We start from the raw sequence: 20,014 nt of genomic DNA, 5'->3' as shown, positions 1-20,014 counted from the left end.
CATTTCACAGTTTTCCAGTCTCTAATTCACGATGCTACTATACGGTACCAAATGAATATAAAGAACATTTTTTAATTCTAATTTTCATAGCATTTATAGCTTCTAATAAAGAAAAATAGCTTTTTTGGAACCACTATTAGCAAAACAAATAAATGTTAATCTTAATAATAATTGTTAAATTTTTGTAATTTTGCATTTAAATGAAGCAATTTATTCACAAATCAATGGCAATTTTTATGGCAGCCGTAGTTCTTATGACTACGATGTCATTTACTATTGATATGCATTATTGCGGAGATTCTTTGGTAGATTTTTCATTCGTTCAGAAAGTGAAAACTTGTGGAATGGAAAAAGCTCAGGCTACAACCAGTTGTGAGACCCCAACCCTTTCAGAAAAAACGTGTTGTACGGATAAGCAAGTCGTTAAAGAAGGAAAGGATGATTTAAAAGTTTCATTTGACCAACTTACCTTAGAGCAACAAGTCTTTGTTGCCTCATTTACATATTCGTATTTAAGTCTTTTTGAAGGAACTGAATTTAACGATGTTCCTTTCATCGATTACCCGCCCCCCTTTGTCAAACGGGATGTGCAAGTGCTGCACCAGACTTTTTTAATTTGATTTATTAGACTTTTGAAACAAAGCCCAACAGTTACGCTGTAGTGGGCTAAATCTCGTGTACAGTATTTTCTATTTTGCACAATTTCAACTATCTAATAATCAAATCGTATGCTAAATAAAAGCATAAAATTTCTCATTGAAAATAAACTTGTCGCCGTAATATTACTCGCCCTATTTGTAGGTTGGGGAGTAGTTAACGCACCCTTCAATTGGGAAACAGGTATTTTACCAACTGATCCTGTAGCTGTTGATGCCATTCCAGACATCGGCGAAAACCAGCAAATTGTTTTTACCAAATGGCAAGGGCGTTCACCGCAGGATATCGAAGACCAGATTACCTATCCTCTCACAACTTCATTGTTGGGCATTCCTGGTGTCAAGACAATCAGAAGCTCTTCAATGTTCGGGTTTTCCAGTATCTATATCATTTTTGAAGAAGATGTAGAATTCTACTGGTCACGTAGCCGTATTCTCGAAAAACTTAATTCCCTTCCCGCTAATTTGTTGCCCGATGGTGTAAACCCTGCATTGGGTCCAGACGCTACGGGATTAGGGCAGATATTTTGGTACACGCTGGAAGGTCGAGATAAAAATGGCAACGTAACTGGCGGTTGGGATTTACAGGAATTGCGTAGCATACAGGATTATTATGTGAAATACGGATTGTCTTCGGCAAGCGGTGTTTCTGAAGTGGCTTCAATTGGTGGTTACGTCCAAGAATACCAAGTGGATGTTGACCCTGAGAAAATGCGGCAGTACAACATCGGCTTAAGTGAAATTGTAAAGGCGGTCAAGGAAAGCAATCAAGACATCGGTGCGCAGACGTTGGAAATTAATCAAGCGGAATACTTGGTTCGTGGTCTGGGGTATGTGAAATCTGTTGCTGATATCGAAAATGCGGTGGTCGCTTCTGAAAATTTCACGTCTATTCGAATCAAAGACATTGCAAATGTTCATCTTGGACCACAAACGCGCCGCGGTATTTTAGATAAAGAAGGTGCCGAAGTGGTTGGCGGTGTCGTGGTAGCTCGTTATGGCGCAAACCCATTGGAAGTCATCAATAATGTAAAAGACCAAATAGCTGAATTATCATCCGGACTACCCACAAAAACCTTGGCAGATGGTCGTAGTTCGCAAGTGACCATTGTTCCCTTTTATGACCGCACGCAACTTATTCAGGAAACACTTCACACGCTCAATGAAGCCCTCACGCTTGAAATACTGATAACCATTTTGGTCATCATCGTAATGGTGTTCAACCTACGTGCATCCATTCTAATCTCTGGTTTGTTGCCTGTTGCCGTATTAATGGTTTTCATAACAATGAAGCTCTTTAATGTGGACGCCAACATTGTTGCCTTGTCAGGAATTGCAATTGCTATCGGTACTATGGTGGATGTGGGCGTCATACTTGCCGAAAATATGATTAGGCATCTGGAAGATGAAAAATTACGCTTTCGCGAAAGCGGAATAGAATACACTACAAACGAAATCATCTACAACGCTACTGCGGAAGTTTCTGGTGCAATTTTAACCGCTGTGCTCACGACGATTATCAGTTTCCTACCTGTGTTTACGATGATAGGTGCCGAAGGGAAACTCTTCAGACCATTGGCTTTTACAAAGACAATGGCACTTTCTGCATCGCTTGTAATCGCGCTGTTTTTAATACCGCCATTTGCCGCGTTCCTTTTCAGAAAAACAAACGTTCGCCAGCGATCTAAACTGCTTTTGAATGGTCTTTTAATCGCACTCGGCATCACTGCACTTGTATTTGGTTACTGGCTTGGGTTGATTTTGATAGCTTTTGGATGTAGTGGTTTATTCTTTTCGCTTAAAGCGAAAAAGGAATACAACCATACCATTGCTGGCTACAGGCTCAACATCAATCAAAACGTTATCAATATCATCATTTCCTGTATTACTATCGTCGTGCTATTAGCCGAATACTGGCGACCACTTGGTTTTGACCGCAGTATTCTAATGAATTTGATTTTTGTAGCGATTATCTGCTTTGGATTACTTGGTGTGTTTACCGTTTTCCGAAGGTACTATGACAGCATTTTGCGATGGGCACTTCAAAACCGATACCTGTTTCTACTAATTCCAACCACGGTGCTGATTTTAGGTATTGTCATAATGCGTAACACTGGTAAGGAATTTATGCCTGCACTTAATGAGGGCTCATTCCTGTTGATGCCAACATCTCTACCTCACGCTGGTGTGGAAGAAAATAAACGTGTACTGCAACAGCTCGATATGGCCGTGGCAAGCATACCAGAGATTGAAACCGTAGTTGGGAAAGCGGGTAGAACTGAATCAGCATTGGATCCTGCACCACTATCGATGTATGAAAATGTGATTCAGTATAAGTCTGAATATATGCGAAATGAAAATGGCGAAAGACAACGCTACCGTGTAAATGATGATGGTCTATTTGTTCTTAAAGATAACAAGTTCATCATTAACCCCAATAATGAAATCGATGATGACGCAAACTACGAAGCGGCACAACTCAAAACAAGTGCAACACGAAATGATTTGATTGAAGATAATGACGGGGAATATTATCGAAACTGGCGACCGGAAATCAGTAGTCCTGATGACATTTGGAATGAAATCGTAAAAGTGACCAAATTCCCAGGCGTGACTTCTGCGCCCAAGTTGCAGCCCATCGAGACGCGACTCGTTATGCTGCAAACAGGTATGCGAGCACCTATGGGTATCAAGGTAAAAGGCCCAGATTTAAAAACCATAGAAAATTTTGGACTGCAATTGGAAGACATCCTAAAACAAGCCGAAGGTGTCAAAGAACAAGCCGTTTTTGCAGATCGCATCGTGGGTAAACCTTATTTGCTGATTGACATTAAAAGAGACCAGCTTGCTCGCTACGGAATCTCTATTATGGATGTTCAGGAAGTGCTTCAAGTTGCTGTGGGCGGTATGCCACTTACCCAAACAGTAGAAGGCCGTGAGCGCTATGGTGTGCGTGTACGCTATCCACGGGAATTGCGAGCAAATCCAGAAGACTTAAAAAGCATCTATGTTCCTGTATCAACTGGAAGTCCGGTTCCTTTGGGAGAACTGGTGGATATACGATATGAGCAAGGTCCACAGGTCATTAAAAGTGAAGACACCTTCTTGATTGGGTATGTGCTGTTTGATAAGCTCGATGGTTTTGCCGAAGTAGATGTGGTGGAAAATGCACAAGCACTCATTCAACAGAAAATCAATAATGGCGATTTGGTCGTGCCGCAAGGAATCAGTTACCGATTTACGGGAACTTACGAAAATCAATTGCGAGCAGAAAAAACGTTATCGGTAGTTGTGCCACTTTGTTTGCTGGTCATTTTCTTGATTTTGTATTTCCAATTCAGGTCGGTTTCTACGTCCCTTATGGTTTTTACTGCCATCGCTGCAGCCTTTGCAGGTGGTTTTATAATGATTTGGTTATACGGTCAGGATTGGTTTTTCAATTTCAGCTTTTTTGGCGAGAACCTACGGGATTTGTTCAATATGAAAACCATCAATTTAAGTGTGGCCGTTTGGGTCGGTTTTATTGCCCTTTTCGGTATTGCGACAGATGATGGTGTCGTAATGGCAACCTATTTAGACCAATCCTTCAAAAGCAACGAGCCAGACAGTAAAAAAGGCATACGTCTCGCCACATTAGAAGCCGCAGGAAAACGCATACGTCCTTGTTTGATGACCACCGTGACCACAGTTTTGGCATTGTTGCCAGTACTCACATCTACAGGAAAGGGAAGCGACATTATGATACCGATGGCCATTCCCATTTTTGGCGGAATGATAATCGACGTCACATCTTATTTCCTCTTACCAGTATTATATAGCTGGAAAAAAGAATACCAACTTAAAAGAGCAAACAAATGAAAAATATTAAAATCATAATCTGTCTTTTGTTTGTTTCCGCTGAAGTTTATGCTGAGCGAAGACGAAGTGCGAAAGCCCACCTGAACGCACTACTAATAATGAGCATTGGACTGATTTCAATCAGCGGGCAGGCGCAACAACTACAAAGCTACATTGAAGAAGCTGAAGCTAATAACCCAGAAATTCAGGCTTTTGAATTGCGTTACAATATTGCCGAAGAAAAAGTCAATGAAGCAAACTGGCTACCCAATACGGAAGTAAGCGCAGGTTATTTTGTAAGTGAGCCAGAAACAAGAGTGGGTGCACAACGAGCACGGATAGGCGTAAAACAAATGTTGCCTTGGTTTGGTACCGTTACCGCACGTGAAAACTATGCGACTTCAATAGCCGAAGCTGAATATGTGGAAATCACAATTGCCAAACGAAAATTGGCGCTTTCAGTAGCGCAATCCTATTACAGATTGTATGAAACAAGAGCAAAGCAAAAGGTACTCGACGAGAACATCCAACTATTAAAAACTTATGAGCGTCTTGCCCTGACTTCGGTAGAAGTGGGCAAGGCATCTGCGGTAGATGTATTGCGGTTACAGATACGTCAAAATGAATTGCAGCAGCAAAAAGAGGTATTGGAAGAGGAATTTAGCGCAGAACAAACAACATTCAATAATCTCTTAAATCGGGATGAAAATAGTACGGTTGATGTAGTTGCAACAATGGAAATCCCAGAGAATGACCCTATATACGGAACAGACGCACTATCGCTCAATCCTGAACTGCTCAAGTACGATAAATTGTACGAATCCATAGCACAATCAGAACTGCTCAATCAGCGTGAGAGCCTACCTATGATTGGTTTTGGTGTGGACTACCTACCTGTAAGCGAGCGTACGGATATGAAACCAATAGACAATGGTAAGGATGTGTTGATGCCTATGGTTTCGGTTTCTATTCCAATTTTTAATAATCGATATAAGTCAATTTCAAGGCAAAATGAACTACGCCAACAGGAAATCGAAACCCAAAAAGAGCAACGATTAAATGTGTTGGAATCCGCTTTCGCGAAAGCGATATCCCAACGCAACCAAGCCCGAATTAAATTCAATACTCAGAGTAAGAATCTAAAGCAGGCCAAAGATGCCGAGCAAATTCTAATCAAGAATTATGAAACGGGAACTATAGACTTTAATGACGTACTCGATATACAGGAACTACAATTAAAATTTCAGATGAATCAAATAGAATCTGTTCAGATGTATTACGTGCAACAATCTATAATCAATTATTTAATTCAATAGCAATGGTAAAAGATTTTTACATAAAAAATATGGTGTGCGACCGTTGCATCAAAGTCTTGAAAAATGAAATACGTAAGCTAAAGATTGGTCTGTTGGATATTGAGTTGGGAAGACTTCGATTGGATATCGATGAAAAAGAACAATTGAACACACTAATCGAAATTTTAGACAGAAATGGATTTGCCCTCATCACTTCTACCGAGGATAAATTAACCGAGAAAGTAAAAATTGAATTGATAAAGTTATTGAATGTAACGCCCCTTGAAATTGAAGGAAAGTTATCCGATTTTCTTGCGGATAAATTGCAAAGGGACTATTCAAAAATCAGCAAGGTATTTTCCATTACCGAGGGAATCACTATTGAAAAATATTTTATCAAACTGAAGATAGAAAAGGTCAAGGAACTCATACAGACACCCGATTATAATTTCACAGAAATAAGCCAATTGCTCGATTACAGCAATGTCAATCATTTAAGCAAACAATTTAAAAGTGAGACCGGGATGAGCCTTAGCGATTATAAGGATGGGCAGAAAAATTTTAGAAATCCTTTGGACAAGATTATATAGATATGAACCAAAATTATAACACAACAAACTGAATGTCAATAATATTTTTGTTAAACAATAACTATGAGAAAACTATGAAAATACTAAGAATTATCACATTACTGCTGTTTTCTTCTACTGTATTTGCTCAAGTGGGAACTAACGGACAAGATAGAGAAGAAGAAGGAAGACCTGTTAAGGAGTATAACCTTGCTATTGAAGAAAACGAAATGACACTCGCAGGTGTAACCGCTAAAGGAATGACTATCAATGGTAGTATTCCTGGACCGGTTTTGGAATTTAACGAAGGCGACCTTGCCATCATTAATGTAACCAATAAAATGGATGAAGAAACCTCAGTACACTGGCACGGGTTGATACTTCCCAACTTTTATGATGGCGTACCGTATTTAACAACACCGCCAATAAAGCCCGGTACAACATTTCAATATAGAATTCCTATTAATCAATCAGGAACCTATTGGTACCATTCCCATACGATGCTACAGGAGCAAAGCGGTGTTTATGGTTCAATAGTCATTCAACCTAAAGAAAAAATATTGGATTATGACAAAGATTTAGTAGTTGTTCTATCTGATTGGACCAACGAGGACCCAATGAATGTATTGCGAAACCTTAAAAGGGGAAATGAGTGGTATCAAGTTAAAAAAGGAACAGCAGTACCATTAAGTAGAGTCATAAAAGAAGGTGCCTTGGGAGCACAATTTAAGTTCTGGAGAGATAGAATGGAAGGTGCTGATATAGCAGATATTTATTATCCCGCATTCTTGAGCAATGGTAAATCACTTGCCGAATATCCAGAATTTAAACCAGGGGAAAAAGTACGTCTTCGCTTTATCAATGCCTCGGCTTCTACTTACTACTGGGTGGATTTCGGTGGTGGTAATCCATTGTTAGTTGCAAGTGACGGTGTTGATGTGCAGCCCGTTTCTAAAAACAGATTTCTCTTTGGTATAGCTGAGACGTATGATGTTATCGTTACTATTCCCGAAGGTGCTATAGAGGTTACCGCTACGGCACAAGATGGCTCTGGTCATACCTCTATACAATTAGGGAGCGGGACTCTCTATCCAGCTAAAAGAATTGACAGACCTGATAAAGTGGAGATGATGAAGCAAATGGCTAAAATGGATATGAAAATGGGCGCACCTGCAATGGTAGGTAACAAAAAGAAGAAAACACCAGAATATTTGAAGGAGAATTATGGAATGAAGATGGATATGAAGGACGACCAAATGAAAATGGGGATGCACGATAATATGTCAATGAAAGATAGCAAAATGAACGACCAGATGAAGATGGATGATACGATAGGAATGAAAAAGGATTCAATGCCAATTAAATCCACTGAACCTACTGATAAAATGAATGGCGATATGGGTCACAATATGTCTATGATGATGAAAGACACTTCATCCTTTAATTATGATACCCGTAAAACCTACTTCAACTATGATTTCTTAAAAGCAAAGGAAAATACCATCTACAATGCTGATTTGCCAGTAAATGACATCCTGTTGAACCTGACCGGCAATATGCAACGATATGTTTGGAGTATGGATGGTGTGCCATTATCAGAAACTGACAAGATAAATATAAAAGGAGGTGAAGTAACCAGAATTACACTTAATAACCTCACAATGATGCACCACCCTATGCACTTGCACGGCCATTACTTTAGGGTCATCAACGAAAATGGTGAACGTTCCCCATTAAAACATACTGTCAATGTACCACCAATGCAGAAAGTGGTCATAGAATTTTATAACGAAGAATATGGCGATTGGTTCTTTCATTGCCACGTATTATACCATATGATGGGTGGTATGGCGCGAGTGTTTAGTTACGATACCCCAAGGGACGAAAGAATGAAAGATTATCCAATGCAGAAACTTATCAATGAAACAGACCATTACTATTCTTGGGGATTGGCTCGTTTAGGCTCAAATTTTAACGAACTCTTTTTGATGTCAAGCAATATCAGAAATGGATTTGGTTTAAGAGCAGAGTTCGACTATAACAAGAACCTTGAGGCCGAAGTGAACTATAATAGATATCTAAATGATTGGGTGCGTCTCTATGTAGGGGTAAATACCGAAACTTCCACACCCGATTCATATGAAACCTTCAATACCGTAGGATTGGTCGGTGTAAAGTATTTTACGCCATATAGATTTAATGTAGATGTGAGTATGGACCATCAACTGCGCCCAAGAATTCGTCTGGACAGGGAAATCTTGATTTTTCCAAGAATTTTTCTGGAAGGCGAATATGAATATAGGGCAGACTTTGGATGGGTGAACGATATAGGAGACACATCTTATCAGGGGGAAACCCAATGGCTGGTGGGAGCTTCATATATCCTATCCCGAAATTTTTCGTTACAGGCAAATTACAATAACCGATATGGCTGGGGTGGCGGCTTATTAGCCCGATTCTAAAAATAATAATTTAAAACAAAGAAAATGAAAACAGTAAAAAGAACAATGAGTACAATGGCACTGGCTGCCACAATGATTTTAACAGTTTCCTGTAAAGACGGAAACAAAGAAGAGGCTGCTGCGCCGATGAGCAATGAGATGCACCAAGAATCTATGGATGACAAGGACGATATGGCGATGAGTGACAACCAAGATGCAAAAGCAGAAGCAATCCTGAATGATTATTTCAACTTAAAAGATGCGCTTGTAAGCGATGACAATGGCAAAGCGAAGGAGCTTGGTAACACATTAGCGAAATCACTAAAAGCTTTTGATGTATCCAACTATTCCGATAATGAACAAACTGAATTAAAAGACATAATTGAAGATGCCACAGAACACGCAGAGCATATTGGAGAGAGCGATATCAAGCATCAACGCGAGCATTTTAAGACGTTGAGCAAGGACGTTACCGATATGGTAGCCATTACCGGAACCGATAAAAAACTCTATGAGCAGTTCTGCCCAATGTATAACAATAACGAAGGCGGAGCTTGGCTGAGTATGAATGAGGAAATTAGAAATCCATATTTCGGAAGTCAAATGCTGAAATGTGGCAAAGTACAACGAGAAATAAACTAATTGAAAGTTTTAAAAATCATAGCGTCGATAGCCTTAATTGCGTTTGTGGTCATTCAGTTCTTACCGATGGATTATAACCAAAGTGAGACAGTACCGCAAACAGATTTTATGCTTGTCAATATAGTGCCTGCAACGGTCGAGAAATCGTTGCAGGTTTCCTGCTACGATTGTCATAGCAACAATACAAAGTACCCTTGGTACAATAAGGTGCAACCTGTTGCTTGGTTTTTGGAAGACCATATTAAAGAAGGAAAAGCAGAATTAAATTTTAACGAATGGGACACCTATTCAGACAGAAGACAGAACAGTAAACTGCGCTCTATCATTAAGCAGATAGAAAACGGTGAGATGCCCTTGGATAGCTACACGCTTATTCATAGGGATGCTATTTTTTCAGAAAAGGAAAAGGAAGCAGTATTGAACTATATGAAAACTTTAAAAGATGATTTAGAGTAAAGTCCTGATACGGGAAGGGAATTTTTTCATTGATGGTTGGTTAATTAGAACCCTTCCCATTTCAGGCACAAAAACAAAGTACTATGAAACAAGCCTATCACATACAAGGAATGACCTGCAACGGTTGTCGAAATCACGTAGAGCAGACACTTTCAAAAGTGGAAGGTGTAACCAATGCTTCGGTCAATTTAGAAAAAGAAGAGGCGACTATCGAAATGGAATCCCATATTTCCATCGAAACATTTCAGAAAGCTTTAAAAGAAGATGGCGGTTCATACAGCATTCACAAACCTGGAGAACATCAACATAAAAATAATACCGCTTCCGCGAAAGCGAAAAAAGAAAAACAGACAGGCAAAGGAACAGGAACCTTTTACTGTCCAATGCATTGTGAAGGAGATAAAACCTACGATAAGCCAGGCGACTGCCCAGTCTGCGGAATGGATTTAGTCGAGGAGCAAAATTTGTCAGCTACAACTTCAGAACAATGGACGTGCCCAATGCACCCAGAAATTGTCAAAGATGAAGCTGGAGCTTGCCCTATATGTGGTATGGATTTGGTGCCGATGGAACCTGATTTATCTACCGAAGAAAAAACATATAATAAGCTGATTAAGAAATTTTGGATAGCAGTAGCCTTTACGCTTCCTATTTTCCTAATCGCTATGAGCGAGATGATTCCCAACAATCCGCTGTACGATGTAATGGAACAGAAATGGTGGAACTGGATTCAATTTGGGCTTTCCATTCCAGTAGTGTTTTATGCCACTTGGATGTTCTTTGAACGTGCTTATCGAAGTATTAAAACCTGGAATCTCAATATGTTCACCTTAATCGGTATAGGTGCGGGCGTAGCTTGGTTATTCAGTGTTTTTGGGATGTTGTTTCCAGACTTTTTTCCCGAACAGTTTAAAACAGAATCAGGTGCGGTTCACGTATATTTTGAGGCAGCAACTGTGATACTAACGTTGGTATTGATGGGTCAAGTTTTGGAAGCGCGTGCGCATAGTAAAACCAATTCAGCAGTTAAGGAACTCTTGAAACTCGCACCTAATAAAGCCATTAAGGTAGTTGATGGAAATGAGGAAGAAGTTTCCATAGACCAAATTGAAAAAGGCGATATACTACGAGTGAAGCCAGGAGATAAAATCCCTGTGGATGGCAAAATTACCGAAGGAGAAACTACGGTAGATGAATCAATGATTTCGGGAGAGCCTATTCCAGTTAATAAATATGTAAATGATAAAGTAAGTAGCGGCACAATTAACGGGAATCAATCGTTCTTGATGGAAGCCGAAAAGGTTGGTAGCGAAACCTTGCTTTCCCAAATCATACATATGGTCAACGATGCCAGTCGCAGTCGCGCCCCTATCCAGAAATTGGCAGATACCGTTTCAGGATATTTTGTGCCTGTCGTGGTTATCATTGCAGTTATCACTTTCATTGTGTGGGCAATATGGGGACCAGAGCCAGCTTATGTATTTGCCCTTGTAAATGCCATTGCCGTATTGATTATTGCCTGTCCTTGCGCATTGGGATTGGCAACGCCGATGTCTGTTATGGTGGGTGTTGGTAAAGGTGCACAAAATGGTGTGTTGATTAAAAATGCCGAAGCCTTAGAGAAAATGGACAAGGTGGACACGCTTATCATAGATAAGACCGGTACGATTACCGAAGGAAAACCTACGGTTGAGAAAATCGGTGCTTTTGGTTCTCGCTTTAGCGAAAGCGAAATACTGTATTTTATCGCATCCCTTAACAGTTCCAGTGAGCATCCCCTTGCCGAAGCTACCGTGAAATATGGAAAGGAGCAGAAAACTGAAATATCAAAAACCAAAAACTTTAGCGCAGTAACTGGAAAAGGTGTAGAAGGAACAGTTGATGGCAAAAAACTCGATTTGGGAAATGCCAAAATGATGGAGTATGCAAATGCCAAGCTATCACCTGAAATGGAAACCGAAGCACAATCCTTTCAGAAACAGGGAAAAACGGTTTCCTACTTATCCATTGATGGCGAAGTTTCAGGCTATGTGGTTATTGGCGATAAAATAAAAGAAACGAGTCCCAAGGCAATCAAAGAATTACAGGACAAAGGCATTGAAGTGATAATGCTTACCGGAGATAATCACGACACCGCCCAAGCAGTAGCCAGCGAACTCAATCTCGCCGACTTCAAAGCGGGAATGTTACCTGAAAACAAGTTAGAAGAAGTCAAAAAACTACAGGAACAGGGTAAAGTGGTCGCAATGGCTGGAGATGGTATAAACGATGCGCCAGCACTGGCAAAAAGTGATGTGGGGATTGCAATGGGTACAGGAACCGATGTCGCTATAGAAAGCGCGATGATAACCTTGGTAAAGGGCGATTTGCACGGTATTGTAAAAGCAAGAAATTTAAGCCACAAAGTAATGCGGAACATCAAGCAGAATCTATTTTTTGCTATGATATACAACACGCTGGGTGTGCCGATTGCGGCAGGTGTATTATTCCCATTTTTCGGAATTCTATTATCGCCTATGATTGCAGCTTTGGCAATGAGTTTTAGTTCAGTTTCTGTAATAGCAAACGCACTTAGACTCAGAACAAAATCAATTAACTAAACCATCCTATATAATGAAAAACAGTCTTATTCTATTATGTATTATCCTTTTAGCCTCTTGCAAAGAAACTTCAAAGGAAACACAAGAATTGCCCATTACCGAAAAAACAGAACAAAATGCAACAAGTGCAGATTCTAATCAGAAAAAACCATTGAGTCCCCATACAAGCGCAATGGCGATGGTGGGCGATGCACATATTCATATCGATTATTCATCGCCAGGCGTACGAAAACGTATCATTTTTGGCGGTTTACTTCCTTATGATACCGTTTGGCAAGCAGGAGCCCATATGGCCACTTGGATGGAAACCAATAAGGACTTGACCATTGACGGTAAAGAATTGAAGGCAGGGAAATACGGGTTCTTTGTTATTCCGAATCAAGAGGAATGGACAATTATATTTAATACAAACTGGAACCAGCACGGTAAAGATGAATATGACGAGAAAGATGATGTGTTGAGATTTAAAGTAACCCCTAAAATTTCACAAGAAATCAAAGAACATTTAGAATACAAAGTAATAAAGGCTACCGATGATTCAGGAATTATTAGCTTGAGTTGGGAAAAGGTTCTTGTTGAATTTCCTTTTGAAGTAAAATAAAATGGTTAAAAGAAAAACAGCACTTAAAATAAGAAAGGCGCATCGCTATTTGGGTATCTTTTTAGGGATTCAGTTCTTGATGTGGACGATTAGTGGAATGTATTTCAGCTGGACAGATATTGATGAGATACACGGCGACCATTTTAAAAAAGAGATTCCTGAACAAACTGCATTTTCAGATTTGGTAATAAGTTCTCAACTGAATATTCAGGAACCGATTAAGTCATTAGAATTACTTGAAATAGCGGATGAGCCCTATTACTGGATTAATGAGACTATGCTTTATAATGCACTTACAGGAACAAAGAAAGAGGAGCTCACAGAACAAGAAGCAATCAAAGTAGCAAAGCGCTATATGTTGGCCGATTTAGAATTTGACCAAATACAACGGATTGAATCTGTAGGCGACCACCACGAGTACCGCGGAAGACCATTACCAGTTTATGAGATTTCATATAAAACCGATGAAAATTTAAAAGCCTACGTTGCGATTGAAAATGGCGCTTTTCAAACCGTACGTCATCGCGATTGGCGTTGGTTCGATTTTCTCTGGATGACCCACACTATGGACTATCAAGGTCGAGACGATTTTAATACAATTGTGCTAAGGGCTTTTTCGCTTTTAGGCTTGATAACGGTGTTAAGTGGATTTCTACTTTGGTACACAAGTTCACCAACTATGAGAAAATTGATTAAAAACAAACGTAAATAAGTAACAAAAAACCGACTATTATGGAAAATTCAAATGAACACAAAAAGAAAAATCAATATACAAAATTCGTAGGAATGCTCGCAGCGTCCTTCGTAGCTATGTACATCACAATGTACCTAAACACTTATGAGTGGGACCACGTATGGTTCAGTCTAACTCGCTTTTATATGGTCTGTTTAGGGATTGCGGCAATGGCCATTATAATGTTTGTAGCAATGCGTGGGATGTATCAAAATAAAAAGAAGAATATCGCCATTGTTTTGGGAAGTATCGTTCTATTTGTAGGTGCGTTGGGACTGGTACGTGAGCAAAAATCTACCGTGGGCGATGTGCTTTGGATGAAAGCAATGATTCCGCATCATTCCATAGCAATTTTAACAAGCGAGCGCGCAGACATCAAAGACCCAGAAGTAAAAAAATTAGCCGAAGATATAATCAAAGCTCAACGAAAGGAAATTGAAGAAATGAAGCAAATGATTGATAGGTTACAAAACGAAAAATAGTATGAACAAGAACATTTTATATATAGCAATTGCAGTAATCGTGGGACTACTGGCGGGCTGGCTCATTTTTGGCAATTCCGGTAGTGAAGCAAATGCAAACAAGGACGTTTCTGAAATGTCAGATACCCACGACCATTCTGGCGAATCAGAAAACCAAATGTGGACCTGCTCAATGCATCCACAAATTATGCAACCCGAACCTGGCGACTGCCCTATATGTGGAATGGACTTGATACCTGCTGAATCTGGTGCCGATGGTCTTGCAATGAATGAGATTAAAATGACAGAGAACGCAATGGCGCTGGCCAACATTCAAACTACTATTGTGGGTAATGGCACTATGTCAGAAGATGATGGAATGATTTCGCTTTCGGGTAAAATCGCCACCAACGAAGAAAACAATGCCGTACAAGCAAGTTATTTTGATGGGCGTATTGAGCGTTTGAATGTCAATTTTGAAGGCCAAAAAGTAAATCGAGGTCAATTACTGGCCACTATTTATGCGCCAAATTTGGTCGCTGCACAGCAAGAATTGCTCACAACCGCTTCATTAAAAGAATCGCAGCCTGAATTGTACAAAGCAGTGCGAAATAAATTAAAGCTCTGGAAACTTTCAGAAGCTCAAATTAATGCGATTGAAACTTCAGGAAAAGTGCGCGATAATTTTCCAATCTATGCCACCGTTTCAGGTACTGTTTCAGAAGTGATGGCACGTGAAGGCGACTATGTAAAACAAGGTCAGCCTATTTTGAAAGTAAGCAATTTGAATTCGGTTTGGGCAGAATTTGATGCCTATGAAAATCAAATTTCAAATTTAAAAGTGGGCCAGAAAATAAAGGTAGTAACCAATGCCTATGCCAATAAAGAATTTGACGCCACGGTTTCATTTATTGACCCAATATTGAACAATGCAACAAGAACGGTTACCGTAAGAGCAACACTGAAAAATACAGATGACCTCTTTAAACCAGGAATGTTTGTAACGGGTAAGCTCAAAGGGGAAATGATGATGACTAACGAAGTGATAACAGTTCCTGCAAGTGCCGTAATGTGGACAGGCGAACGCTCATTGGTCTATATAAAAACCAATCCCAACGAACCCGTTTTTGAAATGCGGGAAGTAACCATCGGAAACCGAAATGGCGAAAATTATGCTGTAACAGAGGGTTTACAAAATGGCGATGAGATTGTGACCAACGGCACCTTTACAGTAGACGCAGCAGCACAGCTACAAGGCAAAAACTCTATGATGAATCAGGGAAAGAAAGAGGATGCTATGATGCCAATGTCTGAAATGATAATGGAATTTTCAGAGAATTTTCAAAAGCAATTTAAAAAGGCGCTCAAGCCTTATTTACAGATGAAAGATGCTTTGGTAGCGAGCGATGCAAATCAGGTTTCCGCTTTCGCGAAAGCGACATCAGTATCCTTAAAATCCGCAGATATTAAAAGTCTCGGTAGTATGGAACAATCACATATGAAGAAAAGTATCGAAATGCTCGATGCCATTGCAGCGAACGACAACCTGGAAAATCAACGCGACCATTTCGTGATATTAAATGAAAATATGGTGCCCATTGCGATGAGTGTAAATGGAACCGATGAGATGTTATATGTTCAGAAATGCCCGATGGCAAACAATAATAAAGGCGCGGTTTGGCTAAGCACGGAAGAAGAAATCCGCAATCCTTATTATGGCGATGCAATGCTTACTTGTGGCAGTGTGATTGAGGAAATTGAGTAATTTTATTTTTAGCGTTCTAAAAAGCTAAATACCGAAAACCTTTAACATACTTTTCAATTTTTTTATAACCCCTTTCGATAGAGAGGGGTTTATTATCATACAATATACCCGCAAGGTAAACTCGTAAAATACTTCCATCAAAAGACTACGGCATAAAGCCGACGCTTCTTCCACTACTCATTTATTCCGTTTCCTTTTGAGCCAAGATTTTATCTTCCGTTTGGTTTCTGCTCAAATATTGTTTAATCAAAAATTTGAGTATTATGACAACAAAAGCGAGTACCACAAAGAAGCGCAGTAGAGCAAAAGTAACTGCCAAAAAAGAAGAGAATGGAAAGAAATCATCCGTACTTCAAATTCAGAACTTACCATTGGGCAACATCAAGACTGACCCAGAACAACCAAGAAAGACTTTCAACAAAGACGCATTACAGCAACTTTCTGAGAGTATCGAAAATCACGGTGTGTTACAACCAATCACGGTAAGGCAACTAAATGGCCATTATGTCATCGTGATGGGCGAACGCAGATATCGTGCAAGCAAGCTGGCAGGAAAAAAGACCATACCCTGCATCGTGAGGACTTATGAGAACAATGATGTTCTTGAAGTTCAAATCATAGAAAATCTACAACGACAGGATGTAGAACCTACCGAAGAAGCTGAAGCGATTGCTTACCTAAGCGAGAAGTATGCACCAACAGAAATCGCAAAACGATTGGGCAGAACGGACAACTTTATCAGACAACGCCTAAAATTGGCAGGTTTGATAGAAGGCTTCAAGCACTTTGTCCGCAATGGCGAAATGACCATTTCATTGGGTGTAGGTGTCGCACTTTTTGCACCAGAGGAACAACAGATGATGTTGGAAACGATGGGCGAGGATTTTAATGCACACCAAATTAACAGGATGATAAAAGACCAAACCTATGATTTGGAAACGGCATCTTTCGATGTAAAGGATAAAAAGTTGGTGCCGAAAGCAGGGTCTTGTGTAGAATGTCCGTTCAATGCAGCCAATCAAGGCAATCTGTTCGGCGAGGGTAAAATGGTCTGCACAAAATCAGCTTGTTTTGAAACGAAGAAAAGTAAATCATTCTTGAACCTGATTGAGAAATCCAAGAAAGAGAATATTCTACTGATTCCTGAAATTAGACAGTATTGGGCAGATGACGAAAACAATCAGCTCATTATTTCACAGTTGGAAAAAAATGGCTTGAAGGTCTATCTACTGGATGATGTTGAAATAATCGAAGAACCAATTAAGCCAACAATAGAGGCCATCAAAATAGAATATCAACATTACGATTATTCTGAAGATGAACTAAAAGCTGAGCTTAAGGAAGCCATTGAGAACTACGAAAAAGAATTGAAAAATTACAATTCAGCAACTGACAATGGATTTGTAAACGGCATCGTGTTCCATCCTGAGACCTACCAGAACAAAAAAGTGTTTGTCAAGGTAATAGAAAAGTCAAAAGATAAATCGAGTGAGTATTCAGCACCATTAGTCAACAGAAAAATGGCGGATTGTACACCCGAAGAACAAATCATTAAAATCAATGAAAGGGAAATCCGTAAGAAGCACATTGAGAACAACAAACAGTTCGAGGATGTAGTTCAAATGATTCGTGAGACCGAATACATCGATACGAAGAAGACACTTTCAACACACGAAATGGTGGCGTTCTCGATATCGCTCTTTGAAAATAATGTGGACTATATGAGCCAACAAAAATATTTTTCAAAGTTCTTGGGCAACACGTCCAAGATGACCAAAGTTGAAATGGTCGAGAATTTCAAGAAGAAATTCAAAAAGGAAATCTTTCACAAGTTGATACGGTATATGCTCACGAAGCAAGTGCATTTTGGCGAGAGCAATCACTTAAATAACCTGACGAACATTTCATTCTACAATGCGATGCAAGGATATTACAAATCCAAGATTGCCAGTATTGAGAAAGAATATACCGAAAAGAGAGAAAAGCGTGAAGCACGTTTGAAAGAGCGAATTGCAGTTCTTGAAAAGAGAGTCAAAGAGCTTAACGAGTAGCTTTTGTTGTTTGAAGAAGGGTCGGCATTCGTGCTGGCCCTTCTTCTTTTTTATGATAGTGCCTAAAAATGTATTTACGAGGAAGGAGATTATCAATCAATAGTTAGCGCAAAGGTAAACTCGTAAAATACACCCATCAAAAGACTACGGCATAAAGCCGTTGCGCGCATTCCTCTTCTCATTTATTCCGTTTCCTTTTGAGCTGTGATTTTAGCTTCCGTTTGGTTGCTGCTCAAATATTGTTTAATCAAAATATATAATTATGAAACGAGTATTTGAAAAATCTAAAATTTCGCCACAAGAGGCTGAAATACATTATCAATCGAGTAAAGAAAACTACACCATTGAAAGTGCTGAAAGCCATTTGGCTTATTACAGAGAAAAGCATCCGATGTACTACTCTCTGCTATTACAAAATGTTTAACCTAAAATTCAAAAGCTATGTATTTACAAAATTTGCAACAGGATGAAATCTTCGTTCCATCAGAAATGAAATCCTTAAAGAGTCTGACACAGATGGAATCCAGACGAGGGCTTGAAAATGCCATCATCTCAAATGGCAAAATCGTTAATGTGGTCTCGAACAGCTATGGACACATTCCGAATCAACTGTTCTTTAAGAAAGCTGAAGAAATGCTAACCGATGCACAACTGAACTTCCACAAGCGCACCATCAATAAAAATGACAGGTCGTTCATTACCGACTTTATCATCGACGATAAAAGCCAGTTTACGGTCAAGAACGATAAGGATTTGATACTGCCGATGCTTCGGTTCAAGAACTCGTATGACGGTAGTGAAAAGACCTCTGGCCACTTCGGGTTTTATAGAGAAATATGTTCCAATGGCTTACACGTTTCTCAGGCGGAAATTGAGTTTTCGATAAAGCACAGTAAGAACAACACACACCTTATAATGCCAAGGCTGAACAATCTGTTCGATAAGTTTCTGGACAATGAGTTCTACACCATTACCAAGAAATTCGATAAGATGAAAGAATTTAAAATCATCGACACCAAGGAATTTGTTAAAGCCATTCTTGACAAAACCAAACTCTTCAGATACGAATGTAGCGACAAGAACAGCGACCCTTCAAAAAAGTCTCGTGATGTCATTGAAATATTGAACTACGAAGCCTTGTTGCTTAATGAAGAACCGAATCTTTGGCTGGGTTACAATGCCTTTAATTCTATACTTCATAATGTATTGAAGAAAAGCTTCGGCCAACAAGAACGGTTGGATAAAAAGCTGTTTGATGAAGTCTATGCTATGGCATAAATTAAATAAAGGTTTGTCCAGTACCTTAAACTGGATGACTAAATATATCACAAGCATTTACTTTCCCACTCAGCACATTCCCCTACATTCCACGCTTACCTGCCGAAAAAAGCAGGCAACCACTTCATTCCGGGAAAAGAGCTTCACTACAAATATCTTGGACACAATCCCCAATTTCAGCTTTCCATTCCGTTAACCCTTCCCGCTGCTCTGGGAAGGGACACTACATTCCTGCCAAAATTGTGAATTAAGTCCGCTTTTCGTCGGAAAGCCATCACTTCGGTTTTTTTAACAGGATTTTCGGCGCGGTCTTCTTGAGCCCTCACTCGAAAATCCTTAAAAACCGAACCGCTGTCTTACACATTTTAAGGGGTTTATAATAGATAAAGCCTTTGTTGTTTTTCGGGTCGTCGAAAAACAGGCACGACATAACCAATTCTAATTTAACCCCAGCCACTCATTTCGCTTAACTGTCGGTACGCTCAAATCGTAACCGGTTTTAAAAGAATTGCTAATGCCCTTATGGAACTTGTCAAGACTATACAAGTTTTAGTGAAAAATAAGGCTTCTACTTCCTTGAATCCCGCAAAAAAAGGCGGGATTACTACGTCGCAAACACACCTGATTTT

The 20,014-nt window shown here is 39.6% G+C and carries 15 protein-coding genes; all 15 read left to right on the top strand.

Going from position 1 to position 20,014, the window contains the following annotated elements; all coding sequences use genetic code 11:
* Window positions 1-200 precede the first annotated feature (200 nt).
* Window positions 201-620, top strand: a complete 420-nt coding sequence (locus G5B37_RS07165; protein ID WP_164679365.1) for an HYC_CC_PP family protein — start codon at window positions 201-203, stop codon at window positions 618-620.
* A 108-nt stretch (window positions 621-728) separates the two neighbouring features.
* On the top strand, window positions 729-4,514 hold the full coding sequence (locus G5B37_RS07160) for an efflux RND transporter permease subunit (RefSeq protein ID WP_164679364.1): 3,786 nt from the start codon (window positions 729-731) through the stop codon (window positions 4,512-4,514).
* A 98-nt stretch (window positions 4,515-4,612) separates the two neighbouring features.
* Window positions 4,613-5,809, top strand: coding sequence for a TolC family protein (locus tag G5B37_RS07155; protein ID WP_404814793.1), 1,197 nt, complete (start codon window positions 4,613-4,615; stop codon window positions 5,807-5,809).
* Window positions 5,810-5,811: 2 nt separating this feature from the next.
* Complete coding sequence (locus G5B37_RS07150) at window positions 5,812-6,378, top strand: helix-turn-helix domain-containing protein (protein ID WP_164679362.1); 567 nt, start codon at window positions 5,812-5,814, stop codon at window positions 6,376-6,378.
* A gap of 74 nt (window positions 6,379-6,452) precedes the next feature.
* Complete coding sequence (locus G5B37_RS07145) at window positions 6,453-8,819, top strand: multicopper oxidase domain-containing protein (RefSeq protein WP_164679361.1); 2,367 nt, start codon at window positions 6,453-6,455, stop codon at window positions 8,817-8,819.
* 24 nt (window positions 8,820-8,843) lie between these two features.
* Window positions 8,844-9,440: a DUF3347 domain-containing protein gene (locus tag G5B37_RS07140; RefSeq protein WP_126161006.1), complete on the top strand. Its 597-nt coding sequence runs from the start codon at window positions 8,844-8,846 to the stop codon at window positions 9,438-9,440.
* Window positions 9,441-9,896: a heme-binding domain-containing protein gene (locus G5B37_RS07135; RefSeq protein WP_164679360.1), complete on the top strand. Its 456-nt coding sequence runs from the start codon at window positions 9,441-9,443 to the stop codon at window positions 9,894-9,896.
* 83 nt (window positions 9,897-9,979) lie between these two features.
* Window positions 9,980-12,496: a heavy metal translocating P-type ATPase gene (locus G5B37_RS07130; protein ID WP_164679359.1), complete on the top strand. Its 2,517-nt coding sequence runs from the start codon at window positions 9,980-9,982 to the stop codon at window positions 12,494-12,496.
* Window positions 12,497-12,509: 13 nt separating this feature from the next.
* A complete protein-coding gene (locus G5B37_RS07125; protein ID WP_164679358.1) occupies window positions 12,510-13,097 on the top strand; it encodes a DUF2911 domain-containing protein in 588 nt (195 codons plus the stop codon).
* Window position 13,098: 1 nt separating this feature from the next.
* Entirely contained in the window at window positions 13,099-13,809 is a 711-nt protein-coding gene (locus tag G5B37_RS07120; protein WP_164679357.1) for a PepSY domain-containing protein, read from the top strand.
* Window positions 13,810-13,829: 20 nt separating this feature from the next.
* Window positions 13,830-14,312 carry a DUF305 domain-containing protein gene (locus G5B37_RS07115; protein ID WP_164679356.1) on the top strand — a complete coding sequence of 161 codons (483 nt, stop codon included), beginning with the start codon at window positions 13,830-13,832 and terminating at the stop codon, window positions 14,310-14,312.
* 1 nt (window position 14,313) lies between these two features.
* Window positions 14,314-16,056, top strand: a complete 1,743-nt coding sequence (locus G5B37_RS07110; RefSeq protein WP_164679355.1) for an efflux RND transporter periplasmic adaptor subunit — start codon at window positions 14,314-14,316, stop codon at window positions 16,054-16,056.
* A gap of 263 nt (window positions 16,057-16,319) precedes the next feature.
* Window positions 16,320-18,107 carry a ParB/RepB/Spo0J family partition protein gene (locus G5B37_RS07105; protein ID WP_164679354.1) on the top strand — a complete coding sequence of 596 codons (1,788 nt, stop codon included), beginning with the start codon at window positions 16,320-16,322 and terminating at the stop codon, window positions 18,105-18,107.
* Window positions 18,108-18,369: 262 nt separating this feature from the next.
* Window positions 18,370-18,531: a hypothetical protein gene (locus tag G5B37_RS07100; protein ID WP_164679353.1), complete on the top strand. Its 162-nt coding sequence runs from the start codon at window positions 18,370-18,372 to the stop codon at window positions 18,529-18,531.
* A 17-nt stretch (window positions 18,532-18,548) separates the two neighbouring features.
* On the top strand, window positions 18,549-19,385 hold the full coding sequence (locus G5B37_RS07095) for a DUF932 domain-containing protein (protein ID WP_164679352.1): 837 nt from the start codon (window positions 18,549-18,551) through the stop codon (window positions 19,383-19,385).
* Window positions 19,386-20,014: the final 629 nt, after the last annotated feature.

The sequence above is a fragment of the Rasiella rasia genome, from assembly GCF_011044175.1.
In the GTDB taxonomy this organism is placed as follows: domain Bacteria; phylum Bacteroidota; class Bacteroidia; order Flavobacteriales; family Flavobacteriaceae; genus Marinirhabdus; species Marinirhabdus rasia.
The sequence above is the reverse complement of the archived record's forward strand: the minus strand, read 5'-3'. Positions and strand labels throughout refer to the sequence as shown.

Bases quoted from the DNA above. Each gene is read 5' to 3' on its own strand.
- G5B37_RS07130 (WP_164679359.1), top strand. From the start codon at position 9,980: ATGAAACAAGCCTATCACATACAAGGAATGACCTGCAACGGTTGTCGA.
- G5B37_RS07165 (WP_164679365.1), top strand. From the start codon at position 201: ATGAAGCAATTTATTCACAAATCAATGGCAATTTTTATGGCAGCCGTA.
- G5B37_RS07145 (WP_164679361.1), top strand. From the start codon at position 6,453: ATGAAAATACTAAGAATTATCACATTACTGCTGTTTTCTTCTACTGTA.
- G5B37_RS07140 (WP_126161006.1), top strand. From the start codon at position 8,844: ATGAAAACAGTAAAAAGAACAATGAGTACAATGGCACTGGCTGCCACA.
- G5B37_RS07150 (WP_164679362.1), top strand. From the start codon at position 5,812: ATGGTAAAAGATTTTTACATAAAAAATATGGTGTGCGACCGTTGCATC.
- G5B37_RS07110 (WP_164679355.1), top strand. From the start codon at position 14,314: ATGAACAAGAACATTTTATATATAGCAATTGCAGTAATCGTGGGACTA.
- G5B37_RS07155 (WP_404814793.1), top strand. From the start codon at position 4,613: ATGAGCATTGGACTGATTTCAATCAGCGGGCAGGCGCAACAACTACAA.
- G5B37_RS07125 (WP_164679358.1), top strand. From the start codon at position 12,510: ATGAAAAACAGTCTTATTCTATTATGTATTATCCTTTTAGCCTCTTGC.
- G5B37_RS07095 (WP_164679352.1), top strand. From the start codon at position 18,549: ATGTATTTACAAAATTTGCAACAGGATGAAATCTTCGTTCCATCAGAA.
- G5B37_RS07160 (WP_164679364.1), top strand. From the start codon at position 729: ATGCTAAATAAAAGCATAAAATTTCTCATTGAAAATAAACTTGTCGCC.
- G5B37_RS07115 (WP_164679356.1), top strand. From the start codon at position 13,830: ATGGAAAATTCAAATGAACACAAAAAGAAAAATCAATATACAAAATTC.
- G5B37_RS07100 (WP_164679353.1), top strand. From the start codon at position 18,370: ATGAAACGAGTATTTGAAAAATCTAAAATTTCGCCACAAGAGGCTGAA.
- G5B37_RS07120 (WP_164679357.1), top strand. From the start codon at position 13,099: ATGGTTAAAAGAAAAACAGCACTTAAAATAAGAAAGGCGCATCGCTAT.
- G5B37_RS07105 (WP_164679354.1), top strand. From the start codon at position 16,320: ATGACAACAAAAGCGAGTACCACAAAGAAGCGCAGTAGAGCAAAAGTA.